Here is a 17,042-nt window from a genome sequence, read left to right as displayed (position 1 = left end):
TCCTCCGGTTCGTAGTAAGGACTTTAGTCCTCCGGTTCGTAGTAAGGACTTTAGTCCTCCGGTTCGTAGTAAGGACTTTAGTCCTCCGGTTCGTAGTAAATAAGGCAAGTCCTTCCTCCCAAATTCGGCAAGAAAGGACTAAGGTAATTACTACAAACTTTTTATAGCTGTATTGACACTAAAAGACTGAATTCTAGACTACAAAATTATTAAAATTATTCTGCATCAGAAAGGACTGAAGTTCTGACTCCGAACCTTTGCAATCCCTTCCTGATGACCTGTTAGACAAGAACTCTAAGGAATAATCCCTTTAATGAACCAGCCAATGAAAATACCTATAAAAAAAGCTCCTATTTGACCTGTCGAAACAAAATTGTTCCAAGCTTTCTGAAAATTCGTAAAAATCTCATAGCTTTGACCCAAAATCACAGGCGAACTCAAATGAGATTTCACAACTAACAAATGAACGGCGTCATGCCAATGAATCGAGCTGGTAAATCCAGTAATAATTTCCGGCATTAAATTAACTATCATGGTGATTTTCTCCTGTGGTCGGTGTTACCCTAAGTACAACCAGTGTCATGTCATCTTCATTGCGGTTGCCGATGCCGATAAACTGCTGCACTCGATCGAACAAATAATCCAGAATTTCCTCAGACTGCTGATAATTTTGACAAGCCAACTGAAAAGCTGCGGTTAAATTATCCTCATCAAAGCGATCGCCCCTTTGATTAGCAGCATCAGTAAATCCGTCGGTGTAATAAATAATAGTATCACCGGGCTGCAATTGCACGTGGGCTTCTTGGTAGTGCGAATCAGCATCCAGGCCAATCAACATTCCCTCCAAAGTATCGAGCCGAACGATCGAATTAGTTGCAGCTTGCCACAGCAAAGGCGGGTGGTGAGCAGCATTACTGTAAGACAGAATGCGAGTTTTCGGATCGTACTCCGAATAAAACAGAGTCACAAAACGGTGAGAATTCTCCAAATCCGCGTGCATTACCCGGTTTAAATGTTGCAAAATTCTCGCAGGCGAATGGCGGTTCAAAACCTCCGCCCGCAGCATACCCCGCGTCATCGTCATCAACAGGCCAGCAGGTACTCCTTTGCCCATCACATCGCCAATGACGATGCTCCAGCGACCCTTGTCGATTTTGGACTTGAGATTTTTAATCAGGGATGGGGGGTGTTCCCCCTCATTCTCCTTGCCGATCGGGTCATAGTCAGCGGGAATAAAATCATAATAATCACCGCCGACCCTGCTAGCAGTTTGACAGCGGGCCGCCACATCAAGACCGGGAATTGTGGGACAACTGCGGGGTTGCAGCCGCAATTGAATTTCCGCCCCAATTTCTAACTCTCTGTCCAGGCGTTCTTTTTCAGCCAACTTCACAGTCAGTTCGTCTTTGCAGATTGCCACGGCGGTTTGATCGGCCACCAACCGAACTAATTTCTGCCTGCCGGGAGTCCAAAGATATTGTGGATCGCTGCTAAAAACAAACAGCCGTCCGCGTTCCAAATTCTTGACTAAAACTGGCGCGCCAAACAAATGAACATCCGGGCCCAAATAACGGCCGACTTGCAAGTCGAGACTAGAAGTTTGCCCAGAGGTTTCAGAAAAAGATTCACCAGCCGCGCCCGCACCTGCTGTAGCTTGCCTGGTGGCTATTTCCAGCGCTTTTCGCATATCTTGGCACTGCCGTCCTTCCTGACAGTGCAACTGCTGGAACCGAACTTGACCGTTAGGTTTGAAGAGCACCAGAGCTCCCCCGTCGGCGTCGGTAACGCGAGTTGCCACCAAAGGCACCAACTCCAAAAATTGGTTGAGATTGTTAAAACTGCGGAGGGCAAATCCCAGCGAGCCCAACATATCTTGAACGTTGTGCTGGTATCGGTGCAAGCGCGCCACCAGTTCTTTGAGGGCAAATACTGGCGTCGCGTCGGTAGAATTGCGACCCGTAGGGCGGTCAGCAGGTTGAGGTGAGGGGCGAGGCAAGGGCACAGCAGTCATTTTAGATTGGTGATTTTCGATCTTAAAAGGAGATTGACACTCCCGGGCGCGAACGCACGGGGATTCTTGAGAAATAAAGCCTAACAGAGCTTGATTCGCAACGGCTGGGCTCTCGCAGCCTCTAGACAGTCCGGTAAAACCATTCTGCTTACTTTTTCGACCAATATTTGCCGCACCTTGTGCGTCGGCATTAATTAAATGTCCCTCTTTACTCCGATACAATCCACGCTTAATTCGCTTGCCAGAAAATTGGTAGGCGACTGGCTTGTCGGCATTGTAAACTGGCAAATCATCACCATCCAAGTAACTAGATTTAGACGTGTAACTTTCCTCCTGTTCCTTGTAAATCAACCCGTATCGCTCGCAGAGAGATTTGAGCTTGTTCGAGGGCGCGTGAAAAGGAATTTGAACAAAGTTTTGATTGTTGCGACTACCCATATTAATCTCTTGCTTGATACCGGGGTCAAACCCAACAATCAAACAAGCGATCTTATTGCTGATGCAGTGGTTGACGATCCATCTAGCAGCCTTATTCAGGTAATCCCTAACTTGATTGTTTCGATTGATATACAGTCTAGCCTGACGTTCGGTAAGCCGTTGGGGCATCCCCGACGTGGAGCCCACGATCTTCTGCCTATCTTTAATCGATTGCAACCTAGCATTTTCCTTGTTAAACCACTGGTTGATAGATTTAAGTCTTCGCCCATCCACAATAAAGGATGCCCCATTGGTATCAACACAAGTTGCCAAGTTATCCAATCCCAAATCGATAGCCAAAGCACTATTTTCAACAGTTTCTACTGGCTCGCTCTCGCTTTGAGAGATGTATTCAATTTCAAAAAATCGAGCATCGTATTTAGGGTGAATCCGAACTTCTTTGATTGTTTCGGGATTCAGTCTTTCAGGGAAATCAAGTACCAAGGCGCCAAATTGCTTCTTAAAAGCATGAGACATGGGTACTTTAAATTTTCCATTTTTGACCTTAATCCGAGGAATTATCAACAGGAAGTAGCCATCTTTGGGCAAGTAGTGAGGAAGTCTCACTTTCTGTTGATATACTCCCGATTTAATAGCCCCAATCAATCCGTAGAAACTTTGAAAAGTTCGATCTACTACCTTCAATGTTTGCTGTGCAATGTCTGTATTGAGAAGTTGATAGTTCTCATTGTCTTTGCACAGATGGTAAACAGATTCGTAGAAGTGCTTGCGTTCCTCAAAAAAGTATTGGCGGACGGTGTAAAGACCTACGTTATAGAGATTTTTACTCGGTCTGCACAACTCTCTCAAAGCCAAGAATTCAGCTTTGCTCAGATCGCGTAATTGGTTTTTCTGAGTTGAGTACATACATTGAGTTTCGCGAAAAACCCTATTTAACAGCGAAATTGTCGTTAATGCCAACAACTTTTGTAAAGCCGTCGAGCGAAGGACGGGGTTTCTACCCATTTTTTTTGATGATTGAGTGAGGAATTACGCACCACACGAACAGAAATCCGGTTTTTTTTCGAGCAAGTAGTTTGGGCAGTAGGTCATTGGTGTGAATTTAAGCCTGAAATCCTGAAGAAATCTCGTTTGTAGCCTAGGCTCGATCGCCCTAAATCCCCCGGATAGTGGGGGGACTTTGACCCTTTCGGGTCCCCCCCTTTTCAAGGGGGGCTAGGGGGGATCGGCGGGCCTAAGCCTCAGAGAAGTAGACCGTTACTACATGAGAGCTTAAGTTGACACAAATCGATCGCGCTTTGAACCCAACCTGTGCAACAACAGGGCGAAAGTATTGTTTCTAGATATTTAGTTTTCCACAGACCGTCAGGTGGCGATCGGCACAAGTCCTGCGATGGTAGTTTGAGGTTAATAATTTGAGATTTTGAAGATCTGTGTCCGCCTCCAAAAATCGGGACGGCTAGAGATACCCCATCAATCTAAAATCTAAAATCTAAAATCTAAAATCGAGCAGGGCTTCGACAAATTCGTAACTAGAAAACGGGCGCAAATCTTCGATGCTTTCCCCCACTCCAATAAACCGGATGGGCAGACCTAGCTGCTGCACTACTGCTAGGGCAACACCACCTTTAGCAGAACCGTCAAGTTTTGTCAATACTACTCCGCTTAATTTGGCAGATTCTGCGAACACTTCTGCCTGTCGCAAACCATTTTGACCCAGCGTAGCATCCAAGACCAGTAGAGATTCTACGGTAGCGCCGGGGGCTTTTTTATCTACTATGCGACGGATTTTACTTAATTCGTCCATCAGATTTTTTTTGTTTTGCAGGCGGCCTGCGGTGTCTACGATCAACAATTCTGTGCCTCGGGCGCTGGCGGCGGCGATCGCATCAAACACTACAGCAGCCGGATCGGTATTTTTCCCAGGGTTGGCAATAATTTCGACACCGCTGCGGGAGCCCCAAACTTTGACTTGTTCGACGGCGGCGGCGCGGAAAGTGTCGGCGGCGGCTATCAGGGTTTTGTAGCCTGATATTTGGGCGATGTGGGCTAGTTTGCCGATCGTCGTAGTTTTGCCCGCACCGTTAACTCCTACAATCAACCAAATATTGAAAGTGTCTTTTTCCGGGGCAAAAGTCAGGCTGTAGGCGGGATTGCCGGCGGCGGTTTCGGCTGTCGGAGCGTCGAGAATGTCGCGCAGGATGCTTTTGAGGAAGGCTAGAGCCTGTTCTGGCGGCAAGACTTCTTTTGCGAGTCTTTCTTGGAGGCGGTTGATAATGATGTCGGTGGCGGCGACTCCGACATCGGCTTGTAGGAGCAAAGTCTCGATTTCGGCTACGGCGTCTTGATTGAGCGGGCCTTGACCGACGATCGCCTTTAGTCGATTAATTAAGCTGCGGCGAGTTCTTTCTAACCCTTTACGCAGTTTTTGCAGCCAAGTGATTTCCTCGACGGATACTCGATCGGGCCGGCGCCCTTGACTGGCTAGGATTTCGGATGACCAGAGGAAGCCTTCGTCAAAGGCAAAACCGGGAATTTCTTCGATTATTGCGGCTCTTTCGGCAGCCGCTGCGATGACTTCTGGTTCCTCAAGGGCGGTTTCTTTGAGGCGTTCGATGCGATCCATGCGATCGGCTTGAGCTCGGGCCCAAAACGGCAGGGCTTCGGCTGTAGAGTCTTCAGATGCGATCGATTCGGTGTCTGCAAGCTCAGTTGCAGGTTCGGCAATTTCTATATTTTCTGCTGTAACTTCTAATTTTTGAGTAACAGGTTGAGGCGCGATCGCCTCGGCTGTTGGTTGCAGAGGTTCGGGAATCTCTACTGGTTTTGCTGCACCTAGTTCTTGACCATCGGTAGCTTCATCCTGCGGTGGTGCTGCAACCCCTGGAACTTCTGCAACAGTTGCAGGTTCTGCAATTTCTGCAACTTCTGCAACTGTTGTTTCGGCTGCTGGAACTTCAGCCGCTGCTGTCTCGGCAACTTCTGTTTCAGCTTGTTGTTGTTTTTGAATATTTTTGTAAGCAGCTTTGGCCCAATTGAGATAATCCTCAGCTACAGCGGGGGAAGTTTCCTCAACTGCTGCATCTGTTTGAGGCTCAACCGATGCGGATTTTGCCGCCTCATCTTGGGGCTGTTCGGGGGGAGTTTCTGGTTCAGAAGATCCGCTTTCGCTGTACTGGCGACGAAACCAATTAAAAACCATAGAAGTAAATGGGGAATAGAGAATAGTTGTTAGTCATTAGTCATCAGTCCTTAGTGTAGAGCGGATTGCGGATTGCCGATCGCCGATCGCGAATGACCAATAACTGATGACTATAGAGAAGAGTTATTAGTCATTAGTCATCAGTCCTTAGTTTAGAGTCGATCGCTAATGACTAATGACTACTGACTAATGACTACTGACTAATGACTACTGACTACTGACTCACAACTTCTGCATTGATTTTATCGACGACTCGGCGGAGGACTCCGTTGATGAAACGATGTCCTTCGTCGCCGCTGTAGCGTTTTGCCAGTTGGACAGCTTCGTTGACGCTGACTTGTTCGGGTAAGCCGAGATAGAGGATTTCGGCGATCGCGATTCTCATGATATCTCGATCGATCCTGGGCAGGCGATCGATTTGCCAGTCTACCAGGGCTTCCGAGACCAATTCGTCAATTTGAACCCGGTTGGCGCTGACTTTCGTCAGGATTTGCAAAGCATAGGTGCGGACATCTTGCTGGTTGGCTAGCTGGATCAGTTCTGGAAACTCCATCGATGAACCGAGACGGTTGATGGCGGTTTGGGTGAGTTCGAGTGCTTCGCGCACCATTGCTCTAGCACTTTGTATATCAGCGGCGCGGATTTCGCTAGCCAGCAGTTTGTCGCTACCCCGCTGGACTTCGGAGGCTGCTGCTTCTAGGGATTCTTGAACTTCTGTTGTCAGGGTGCGGATGGCGGCGAGGAGAACATCTTGGAGTTTCTTGGCTTCTAAGAGTTCTGGATTCGCCGGCAGTTGGCTGATGCCGAGGAGTGCGAGTTCGCGTGAGGTTTCGCGTGCTTTTTTCATATTTTTTAGATAGAAATTGGGACTTTAGAAATTTCGGAATTGTTGAGATTGCTAAGCGCCCTTTGAGAGCACAGACTTGGACTTTAGCAGAAAAACTCCCAAAAAATCTGCCCTCAGTAACGATTGTTTTTGGGCAGGTTTTGGACAAATATTATCTGTGATTCGATAAAAGTCGGCGGTTGAAACCGCCAGAAAGTCAAACAAAACCCAGATGGTGCGTGGGTTGAAGACGGGCGCGGTTGAAATTAGGTTTTTATAGGCACGGTTTGAACCGTAGATCCTATCTTGGTTCAATCTTCTTCGACTGGTACAGGCTGGTATCTTGATTCGGATCTCAAGGGTTCGAGTGTTTTCCCTGGGGGGTTGTCGGCGGTGACTGCCATTGAGTTGCTGGGGTTGACGATGCCGCCGGAGATGATGACTTTAAAGGCATCTTCGATCGACATTGACAAATTGACTACATCTGCTTCCGGGACTATAGCGTACCATCCAGTGGTGGGGTTGGGAGTGGTGGGGATGAAAATCCCGATCGGGCTTTCGCCGGAAAGATGAGACGGAATGTCGTTACTCTCGATCGTACCCGTCACAAACGCCAAAGTCCAGATTCCCCGCCGGGGATACTCTACCAACACCACGCGGCGAAATTTGTCATTAGACTTGAGGATAGTTCCCAGCAGTTGTTTCAGGGTTTTGTAAACCGAACCCGCTAGGGGAATTGCCTGTAACAGGCGTTCGCCAAAGTCTAGCAGCCACTTCCCGAAGATGTTGCGGGCCATTAAACCGATGACTAAAATGCTCAGCAGGGGTACAGCCAGCCCTACTAACAGATTTAGCACGTTGACCAAAATCGGATGGAGTCCGTCAAAAGGATTAATTTGCTTGGGAATTTTGGTAAGAAAATTGATTACCCAACTGGCGACGGTAATTGTCAGCCAGATGGTGGTAGCTAAAGGTATCACTACCAGCAGACCTGCGATCAGGTCATTTTTTAAGTCTTGTTTGATGCGTTGGAGCACGGCGGTTCAAATCTCCTCGTAACTGGTTGCAATCACCTGATAAACCTGAGAATAAAGCAACTGCACGGGCTTTACTGGAATTGACCATTTTGGATCGTCTTCTCTGCTGCCAAACCCTACGCTTGCCGAGCGCGGAAGAGTTAGGGATCGGCGGTGCTGTACCTATATTTTAAAGAATTATTGCAGGCAAAGCGCCTGATTTTAATATATGCGGGCTGTGCAACAGCTTACGCTATTGTATATTTTAAGACATTTTAGCTCGGAATCAACCAATCAGATCGCTGTGTTGAGGTGGCGGGAGTCGGGGTGTTTCCTGTAGAGGGCTTTTGGGCTGCTTCCACAATTGATAAATTTTTAGCATGGGGCGGGCTAGAACAATGCCAGTGGCGATTGTACCGCGATCGCACCCACTCCCATCGGACAATCTATTTTTTGAGAACTTGACAGAACTGCGATCGAGAAAGGTGAGAGACTTTAGATTAAATGTTTCTCAAATGCAAACTACTTCTTAAACTATTTGACTCCGCTAAAAAATGGATATCGTGCCACGTAGACTCCTGATTGGAAAGTCAAAAAAATTACACCAAAGTTCATAATCCCAAATTCAATTCTGCAAGTAAATCTCCAATCTCAAATCTCAAATCGATTGACTATTCTTTGAAAAACCGTAAAATATAGGCACATTTATCTGCGATCGCGGGAATCTCGCCAATAATAGCTTATGTTGAATACAGCCGGACTGTTTGAAGCAAAACCTCTTCAGGGAAATATTGCGGGTGTTTCAGGAGAAATACCAGACTTATTTGGCAGTAAGTTCGTTAGCGAAGCCCTCGTAGAGGATCGCCTAAATCGATTGAACCCAATGGCAGTCGCCGATACTAATGTTTTATTTTATACCAGATCCGATTTAACTCAAACATCCGATTTGGTTGCCGGTGCCACTGGTAGTGCGATCCTCTACGAGGGCTTCGCTAACGACATTTTTGACCAAATCACCAACTTCCGGCTCCCGCACTCACCAGACGACAATCTTAAATTCGATCGCAGTCTAACATCCCAAACCGATATCTCCACTCAAATTCAGAGAGACGAACTTACAGGGATGGATTTTGCTGTGGGTGATGCTGGTAGCGCTCCAGAGCGATCGCAATCCCGAACTGCTGCGCTATTACCTTCAGAAAAATGGGCTTTCAATTTCAAAGATTATACCATCGACCACCAAGGTTTAAACACCCTCAACATCAAAATTGGTTACGACTTAAAACCCGGAATTACCAAAAATGAATATCCCGATTTTGTGCCAATCTACAAAAGTATTGATAACTTCCTAATTAACTACCCCAACGAAACTGACACCTGGGAAAATATTAACAAAAATCTGAGTCAAAAAGTGCTAGACGAAAATCCCGCACTGACCGATGTTACCATCCAACTCGAAGTTTTGCCAACGAACAGATTGCCCTAGGAACGAGCAACTACAGTTTTCCGCAGTCGTGCCGGTCAACTTAAATAAAATGGCAACTTTTCCTTGAAAGACTACGCAATTAATCACCAAGGATTGAACAAGATAAATCTTGATGTTGATTACCAGTACAAAACCGGAATTTCCGCAAGCGAATATCCCGATTCCCTGTCAATTTACAAGAGCATTGATAACTTTTTAACCAAATATCCCAATGAGACAGATTTCTGGGAAATTGTCAATAAAAAATTGACTCAAAATATCCTCAACGAAAATCCCGCCTTGGCAGCAATTAAGATCGACTTGAACGTTTTGCCAAGCCAAACATTACCCTACAGCCGCACCAGCAAAGTTACTCGCACTCAACCCAGCAATCCTCAAGGAACTTTCCTAGTGGGCAATACCAGAGGCAATAATGTCCTGGGATTTGACGGCAATACGGGCAATCTTCTAGGCGAATTGATTCCAGCGGGAAGCGGCGGTTTGTCTAGTCCAGATACAATTCTTTTTGGCCCAGATGTCAACGGAGACGGTAAGCCGGAGATTTACATTGCCAGCGGTGACAAGCCCGGAAATTCGGGACAACCGACAGCATCTGCCCTATTGCGGTATGACGGAGTTACGGGCGCATTTATTGACAAGTTTGTCGGCGACAATCCGAACACAAATGTTGATGAAACTGGCGGATTGTCTCGTCCTTACGGTTTAGCTTTTGGCCCTGACGGTAATTTTTATGTCAGCAGTTTTTTGACTAAAAAAATCCTTCGATACAACGGCAAAACAGGACAATTTATTGATGTATTTGCAACGGGTAATCAGCAAGCGGGAGGATTGAATGGGCCGAACAATTTACTGTTTGCTCCTGACGGCAATTTGTACGTGACAACGCAGGGGAGTGTTGCTCGCGATGGCAAAGCTGATTTTAGCCCAGGTTTGCCCAGTCAGGTGCTGCTTTACAACCCGCAAACCGGGCAGTCAAGTATCTTTGCTTCCCCCGATCCTTCGCCTCGGAGTCAGGGATTTGTGAGTCTTTTGGGCATGGCAATCGGGCCCGCTGACGGCGACCTTTATGTGAGCGATTTTGCTAACGATATCAGGCGCTACAATTTAAAAAGTGGGGAGTTGGTCAAGGTTTTATCTACCAATTATACTGATACTTCCCCCAGTAGCAATTATGTAGGTGGTTTGGCATTTTCGCCGATCGGCAATTTGTTTGCAGTTGGCTTTGATAACCGCGCCAATGCTAACAATGTTGGCGCGGTTTTGCGGTATAATGGCAAGACTGACGAACCGCTGCCAATATCGAGCAATCCTTTGTCGAGTAACAGTTCTATTTTTGTCCCTCCCAACAGCAATCTCAAGCGCCCAGTAGGAATTACTTTCTTGCCTTCCGATGCTAAACTGACCGAGAAGTGGAATTTTACAGCGGCAAACTACCCAATTAACCATCAAGGGTTAAATAACCTGAATCTTGATGTAAATTATCAGTACAAAGAGGGCATTCAAAATTATCAGTATCCCGATTATGTGCCGATTTACAAGAGCATTGACAATTTTTTAGTTAACTATCCTAACGAAACGGATTTTTGGGAAATTGTTAACAAAAATTTGACAGAAAAAGTGCTTGCCGAAAATCCAGCAATTTCTTCGGTGACGGTTGATTTGGATGTTTTGCCGACGAATCGATTGCCTTACGATCGCAGCAGTACCGTTACTCGCACTACAAATGGTAAATTAGGGGAAGCCTGGGATTTCAAGATTCCTAATTATTCGATCGCTCACCAGGGTTTGAATAACCTGAACATTGATGTTAAGTATCAGTACAAGCCAGGAATTACGCAGGCTGAATATCCCGACTTTGTGCCGATTTACAAAAGCATAGACGATTTTTTGGTTAATTATCCAAATGAAACGGATTTCTGGGAAATTTTGAATAAAAATTTGACGCAAAAGCTGCTGGCACAAAATCCAGGTTTGGATTCGCTGGAAATTAGTATCGAGGTTTTGCCGACTAACAAATTGCCTTACGAACGAGCTAGTATTGTGTCGGTGGCTTAGTGTCTAATTGTTTTTTTTGTTGATAAATATTGACGGCAAATACATTCGTTGCTAAGGTGGTGTGTAATTCAGTATGTTTCGTAAAAACCTAGTTTGTGTGCATCAAGAACAAACGCATTTAAATTGTCTATTGCGGTCAAAAAACAATTTTTTGAAGAAACTGGGTTTATGAATTAAAGCGAGTTTCCAAAGATCTATCTTGGGATAGATGCGTATGTTCAGGCAGTTGCTATAAAATGGTCAGAACCGTATTTGAGTCAAAAACCCGGTTTCTGGGTTAAGGTCGATCGATCGCAGGATTTGAAATTAGAGATTTGAGATGGGTCATGAGTTATTCTGTATGGGTTTGCAGGTTGCCTAAAGTTGCATTATTTTTTTAAACTAATATCAGAGATTTTGCGTAGAAATCGGGTTATTCTGTGTTCAAAACTCAGAAAGATAGTTGTTTTGCGATCGGAACTCAGGATGCAGTCGCTTTCCTGGCGCAGAGGTTCCAGCAGTAAGCTGAGCATTTTTTATCTTTTCTTTAGAATGGCAAAGGAAATTAGGTAAATAATGGAAGTATTCAAGGATTTTTGATTGCATTTTTCTGTAAAATATATTAAGGAATTTTTGTGAAAACGCTCAATATCCTCTTAGTAGAGGACAGTCCCCTAGATGCCGAGCTGATTGAGGCATATCTCATGGATGGCGGTCTCGACTTTTCTCTGCTGTGCGTGGAAACTCGGGAAGATTTTGCCGTAGCGCTGGAAAAACAGTGTGTTGATATTATATTGGCAGATTATATGCTGCCTTGTTTTAACGGGATAGCAGCGCTGGAAATAGCCCGCGCTACTTGTCCGGGAGTTCCGTTTATTTTTGTGTCGGCTACTTTGGGCGAGGAAGTGGCAATTGAGACTTTGAAAAGTGGCGCTACAGACTACGTTCTCAAACGGCGTTTGACGCGGTTGGTGCCGTCGATCGAGCGGGCCCTGCGGGAAGTTAAAGAAAGACTCGCTCGCAAAGCAGCTCAAGCACAGCGTCAAGAAAGCGAAGCCAGGTTTCGGATGATGGCAGATACCGCGCCGGTGATGATTTGGATGTCGGATATCGATCGACTTGGCGATTACTTTAACAAAGTTTGGTTGGAGTTTACCGGTAAAACTTTGGCGCAAGAAATCGGCATCGGTTGGATGGAAAGCTTGCACCCTGACGACTTGCCAAAATATATGGATGTTTACCGGAGGGCCTTCGATGCCCGCAGCGAGTACCGGATCGAGTACCGCTTGAGGCGCTATGACGGGGAATACCGCTGGGTTGTGAGTACGGGGGTACCCCTGTACAGACCCGATCGCACTTTTGCCGGTTACATCGGTTCTTGCATCGATATTAGCGATCGCCAACTGGCAGAAGAAGAACGCGTTATGGCTTTGTCCCGCGAACAAGCAGCTCGCAAGCAAGCAGAAGAAACAGCTCAAGCATTACTATCAGCAAACGCTCGAATTACTAACATTCTAGAAAGCATTACCGACGCTTTTGTCGCCTTCGATTTGAACTGGAACTACACCTATATTAATCACAAAGCTATGGAGCTTTTAGGTAAGTCACAAGTCGAACTAATTGGGAAAAATATTCGGGATATTTTTCCCAAGGTTGTCGATTTACAGTGTTACGAAATGGCAACTCAAGCATTAGCCGAAAAGGTAACCGTCGAGTATGAAGAATTTGTACCTTTATTGAACAAGTGGCTGGAAGTGCGTTTTTATCCTTCCGATTCTGGTTTGTCGGCTTACATCCAAGATGTGAGCGATAGCAAACAAGCAGAAGCAGCACTCAAAGCCAGTCAAGAAAAGCTGAGAATGTTGGCAGAATCTAACTTGATCGGGATTCTATTTGGCGATGTTGACGGGGGTATCAGTGAGGCTAACGACGAATTTTTGCGCCTGGTTGGCTACACGCGGGAACAGTTGCAGCGCGGGGAACTCCGCTGGATTGACATTACACCGCCGGAGTACCTGCGGCTGGACGAAATCGGCATCGCAGAGGCAAAGGCCGAGGGCGTTTGTACTCCCTACGAAAAGGAATACATTCGGCCCGATGGCAGCCGGATTCCGGTGTTGGTGGGGTATATTTTGTTGGGGGAAAAGCGGCAAGAATCAGTGGCTTTTATTCTGGATTTGACGGTTCGCAAGGAGTTGGAAAAAGAACTGCACGATCGAGCTGAGGAATTGGCGCGGGCGAACCGGATTAAAGACGAGTTTTTGGGAACTTTGTCCCACGAATTGCGGACGCCGTTGAATGCGATGCTGGGATGGGCGCAACTGTTGCGCTACCGCAAGTTTGATGAAAAAACGACTGTTAAGGCTCTGGAAACGATCGACCGCAATACGCGATCGCTGGGGACGCTAATTGAAGATTTGTTGGACGTGTCGCAGATTATGACTGGCCAACTGTCGCTGAATTTGCGGTGGGTAGATTTGATTTCGACTGTTGAAGGTGCAATAGAAACTCTCGCCCCGGCGATTGGGGCAAAAAATATTGAAATTGTGACGGATTTCGACTCCTCTGCGGGGCGGATTTTTGGCGATTCCGGCCGCTTGCAGCAGGTGGTGTGGAATTTGCTGTCGAATGCGATTAAGTTTACTCCTGACGGAGGACAAGTGAGGGTGGGGCTGCACAAGGTGGAGAGGACGAGTATCCCCGGACAATCCGCCTGTGGTGAAAATTTGTCGCCGCCTAGTGTGGAAATTGAAGTCAGCGATACGGGACAAGGGATTCGGGCAGAGTTTTTGCCGCACGTTTTCGAGCGCTTCAGCCAAGCTGACAGCTCTGCAACGCGATCGTACAACGGATTGGGTTTGGGTTTGGCTCTAGTGCGCCATTTTGTGGAAATGCACGGGGGGACGGTGCAAGTAGAATCGGCTGGCCAAGGACAAGGAGCGAGCTTTTTCGTGAGATTGCCAATTAAACAGCAAGAGGGCGACGGCGGATTTTCTGTTGCCGGGGCTGGGGAGTTTGTGGTTCGAGAAACCCCGGCCAGATCCCTGATGAATGAGTCTTTTGTCAGCAGCAACCTTTCGGGAGTGCGGGTGTTGGTGGTTGATGGCGACGGGGATTCCCTGGATTTTGCGCGGACAGTGTTCGAAGATTGCGGGGCCGAGGTGGAGACGGCAGTCTCGGGAATGGAAGCCTTGGAAGCGATTTCTAGGCTGAATCCGGATGTGTTGGCGATCGATCTCGGGATAGAAACCGCTGATGGAGAGTCTCTCCTGCCCCAAGTGCGGGAGCGAATGGCCCACAGGGAAATTCCGGCGGTGGCTTTCACAACTTACGGTAGAGTAGAGGAACGGGTGCGGGCGCTGCGGCAGGGTTTTCAAATTCACGTGCCCAAGCCTCTCGATGCTGGTGAGTTGGTGGCGGTGGTGGCAAGTTTGGCGGCGCGGGCGATCGATTTTTGATTGACTCGGCGAGGATGGAAATCCTCACTAAAAATCAGTTTTCTTGGATAGGAGCGATCGCACATTATAGCCGAGTCTCAGAAAGATGAGCTACGACTGGCCTAGGGCCTAGGCCCTAGGCCTGGGTGGGCATACCTCACTACGCGATCGAACCGCTATATATAACGACCAATTACCAATGACCAATGAGCAATGCGCTGTTTGCCCTGTTTGACCTATGCCCTGTTTGCCCTGTTTGCCCTGTTTGCCCTGTTTGCCCGATGACCTAGGCCCTAGGCCCTATCCCCAATGACCAATGACCAATGACCAATGACGTTAACCCAACCGTTAATCCCTCAATCCCCTTCGGCAATTTGCTTTGAAACCCACTCGTTTATGCCTTCAGGGCTAATAACATAACGATAGTGGGTAGAGCCTCGAATAATTACTTTGATTTTTTTGGGACTAATTTTTTCGCTCTCAATAGTTAGGCATCCGTGGCCTGTTTCTTGCCAAGTCTGCACCAGCAAGCTCTCGATTTTGGCAAATAGACTATTGATTGAAGTTTCCGTGCTATCTGGTTCTCGTGACATATTAGATGGGTTGAGATACAAGTTGACAAGCTATCTCGCCACGCTTGACGCGGGCCTCTCTATTTGAGCTATCGGCGCAACTTGTTCTTTTTTATGCAAATCCCGCAGCTTTTTTACCAAACTTTACACAACTAACGATCGCGCCTGTAAGGTTCGTAGCGCGGACTTCAGTCCGCTTTATGCTGCGGACTGAAGTCCGCACTACGAACCGTTTTTTTATGGTAATGCACCGGACATGATATGAGTCGTCTCTCATGGGGAGGATGAGTGAAGTCCGAAGGAGCGAACCAATTTAATTGCGATCGTTCCAAACCAAGTTTCTGTCTCAGTCCGGTAACAGCAATAATTAGAATAAATTACTATCTAAGGATCGCAAATTAAATAATTTACACTCTTGAAAGTGGGATGGGCGGGAGAGCCCGTCCTTTCTGGACGGGCTCTCCCGCCCATCCCACAAGAACCATCAAATTATAAGTTATTTAATTCTCATTCCTAAGCTCATTTGTCAAGCCCCAAAAGTTATATATTTAATTGAAGTCAAAGTATTTTTGTGATAGTGAGGTGAACAAACCATCGCCTCAAACATCAAGCTCATCAACTGGGTGTGAGCTGGGAAAAGTACCGTGCCGGGGTAAATGCTTCTGGGACTTTTGTTTTTCCCACCGTGCAAGGATTTTTTTTCAATTTGTGATTTTTGGGTGCCCTCCGGTTCCAACTATCGACTAGATACCAATTGCACCCGGCCAGCATCCATTTCATCCATTAATAACTCTAAAGCCTCATAATCAATATCCGAGATGTAGCCCAAACGGGTGAGCTCGTTGTTGATTTCGTTTTCAATGTCAGGCGTCAACTGCTTAATGTAGAGGGCTTTTTCTACAAGTTGACGAATAGCATGAGTTGCTTGCATAGTATATCGGAGAACTCCGTACAGCTTTATTGTCATCTTAACAGTCGATCGCGCGAGTGATCTAAATCAGAACTAACCAGTGATTTCAATTACATTGCTCCGTTTAACCTAACAGCTAAGGCAAGGTCGATCGCAATTTTTACCATTGCCAATATTAAACCTGCTCGCCCAAATAAAAAATCGTATAGTAGCTTACCTTTACTCCCCAAATCTTGCGGAAAATTTCATAAAAAAGAGTAAATAAATAAAGATTCAGTAAACTTACTGAAAACAACTGGTCGGTTTTCCTCAGAGCGAGTTAGGCTCGTAGGTATCAAGTAGGTTTAGGCTTACATCCGTCCAGTGAAGTAGTTGAAAATACGTAGAAATCATAGGTTTGATATATGCAGACACTTCTTGCCCACAAAGCAATTACGGTGATTCGACCCCTAGACCACCTGAATGCAGCTACAGCCGGAGAATTCGGACAGCAACTAACCGCAGCAATTTCAGCCCCCGGGGTGGTAGCGGTACTCGTGGATGTTGGCGCAGTAACATTTATTGACAGTGCGGGTTTGATGGCATTGATTTCCGGCCTCAAGCAGGCGAAAAAAATGGGACGCAGGTTTAGTCTGTGTTCAGTTTCCGCCGGGATTAGGATGATTCTTGAGCTCAGCCAACTCGATCGAGTTTTTGAGATATTTGAAAATGTCGAAAGCTTTGAAGCAGCAAACTCCAGTTTCAGTTGACAGTTGACAGTTGACAGCAAGCAGCGACCTCTACCTGGTAGTCCGAGGATTGGAGTAATGAATAGTCGGATTTTAATTTCTCCCGGGGCTGCGGCTTTAAACCAATTCTTTATGGTAAAAAATCACTCCTAGAACCTGCTCATCAGTGAAAACACGCAACAAAACACAGCAAATTGAGTTAAATGCCCCAAAAGACAGAGGAGCCGCCAGAAACGGGTACCGTGCGGCGTACAATCGTCGTGAATGCTCCCAAAATTTTAGGCTTTTGTTCAGGCTCCGGTGATTCTCTGGGCTGCAAATCAATTCAAAAATCTAAAATCTAAAATCTAAAATCTAAAATCAACTGATTGCCGTTGGCGTG

The 17,042-nt window shown here is 46.5% G+C and carries 12 protein-coding genes and 1 pseudogene; 5 read left to right on the top strand and 8 right to left on the bottom strand.

What is annotated here, in order from left to right:
• Window positions 1-294 precede the first annotated feature (294 nt).
• The 6 genes and pseudogenes from JGK39_RS19995 to JGK39_RS19970 form a co-directional block, all read right to left on the bottom strand.
• Window positions 295-534, bottom strand: a complete 240-nt coding sequence (locus JGK39_RS19995) for a hypothetical protein (protein ID WP_293174963.1) — start codon at window positions 532-534, stop codon at window positions 295-297.
• Entirely contained in the window at window positions 524-2,011 is a 1,488-nt protein-coding gene (locus JGK39_RS19990) for a PP2C family protein-serine/threonine phosphatase (protein WP_293249208.1), read from the bottom strand. The genes JGK39_RS19995 and JGK39_RS19990 overlap by 11 nt, the downstream gene beginning before the upstream one ends.
• A 213-nt stretch (window positions 2,012-2,224) precedes the next feature.
• Window positions 2,225-3,355: pseudogene (locus JGK39_RS19985) on the bottom strand (transposase); the annotation flags it as partial.
• A 586-nt stretch (window positions 3,356-3,941) separates the two neighbouring features.
• Window positions 3,942-5,651: a signal recognition particle-docking protein FtsY gene (gene ftsY, locus JGK39_RS19980; RefSeq protein WP_293249082.1), complete on the bottom strand. Its 1,710-nt coding sequence runs from the start codon at window positions 5,649-5,651 to the stop codon at window positions 3,942-3,944.
• Window positions 5,652-5,865: 214 nt separating this feature from the next.
• A complete protein-coding gene (gene nusB, locus JGK39_RS19975) occupies window positions 5,866-6,498 on the bottom strand; it encodes a transcription antitermination factor NusB (RefSeq protein ID WP_293249079.1) in 633 nt (210 codons plus the stop codon).
• A gap of 290 nt (window positions 6,499-6,788) precedes the next feature.
• Window positions 6,789-7,514 carry a DUF502 domain-containing protein gene (locus JGK39_RS19970; RefSeq protein ID WP_293249076.1) on the bottom strand — a complete coding sequence of 242 codons (726 nt, stop codon included), beginning with the start codon at window positions 7,512-7,514 and terminating at the stop codon, window positions 6,789-6,791.
• 377 nt (window positions 7,515-7,891) lie between these two features.
• Between JGK39_RS19970 and JGK39_RS19965 the strand changes: the two genes are divergently transcribed.
• From JGK39_RS19965 to JGK39_RS19950, 4 genes are all read left to right on the top strand, one after another.
• The gene (locus JGK39_RS19965) at window positions 7,892-8,026 is read left to right on the top strand and encodes a hypothetical protein (RefSeq protein WP_293297217.1); all 135 of its coding nucleotides are present in this window, start codon (window positions 7,892-7,894) and stop codon (window positions 8,024-8,026) included.
• Window positions 8,027-8,235: 209 nt separating this feature from the next.
• Window positions 8,236-8,979 (top strand): hypothetical protein, encoded by a 744-nt coding sequence (locus tag JGK39_RS19960; RefSeq protein WP_293249070.1) that lies wholly within the window; start codon window positions 8,236-8,238, stop codon window positions 8,977-8,979.
• Window positions 8,980-9,042: 63 nt separating this feature from the next.
• Window positions 9,043-11,034, top strand: coding sequence for a hypothetical protein (locus JGK39_RS19955; protein ID WP_293249067.1), 1,992 nt, complete (start codon window positions 9,043-9,045; stop codon window positions 11,032-11,034).
• 614 nt (window positions 11,035-11,648) lie between these two features.
• Entirely contained in the window at window positions 11,649-14,471 is a 2,823-nt protein-coding gene (locus tag JGK39_RS19950) for a PAS domain S-box protein (protein WP_293249064.1), read from the top strand.
• A gap of 335 nt (window positions 14,472-14,806) precedes the next feature.
• Here JGK39_RS19950 and JGK39_RS19945 read toward each other — a convergent pair whose 3' ends face one another.
• Both JGK39_RS19945 and JGK39_RS19940 read right to left on the bottom strand, forming a co-directional pair.
• The gene (locus JGK39_RS19945) at window positions 14,807-15,043 is read right to left on the bottom strand and encodes a hypothetical protein (protein WP_293249061.1); all 237 of its coding nucleotides are present in this window, start codon (window positions 15,041-15,043) and stop codon (window positions 14,807-14,809) included.
• 715 nt (window positions 15,044-15,758) lie between these two features.
• Window positions 15,759-15,953 carry a hypothetical protein gene (locus JGK39_RS19940; RefSeq protein WP_293155487.1) on the bottom strand — a complete coding sequence of 65 codons (195 nt, stop codon included), beginning with the start codon at window positions 15,951-15,953 and terminating at the stop codon, window positions 15,759-15,761.
• A gap of 383 nt (window positions 15,954-16,336) precedes the next feature.
• Here JGK39_RS19940 and JGK39_RS19935 point away from each other — a divergent pair, with 383 nt between their 5' ends.
• Window positions 16,337-16,681 carry an STAS domain-containing protein gene (locus JGK39_RS19935; RefSeq protein WP_293249058.1) on the top strand — a complete coding sequence of 115 codons (345 nt, stop codon included), beginning with the start codon at window positions 16,337-16,339 and terminating at the stop codon, window positions 16,679-16,681.
• Window positions 16,682-17,042: the final 361 nt, after the last annotated feature.

It is taken from the genome of Microcoleus sp. PH2017_12_PCY_D_A, from assembly GCF_020738565.1.
GTDB lineage: Bacteria > Cyanobacteriota > Cyanobacteriia > Cyanobacteriales > Microcoleaceae > Microcoleus.
This window is presented reverse-complemented; position numbering and strand designations above follow the sequence as displayed.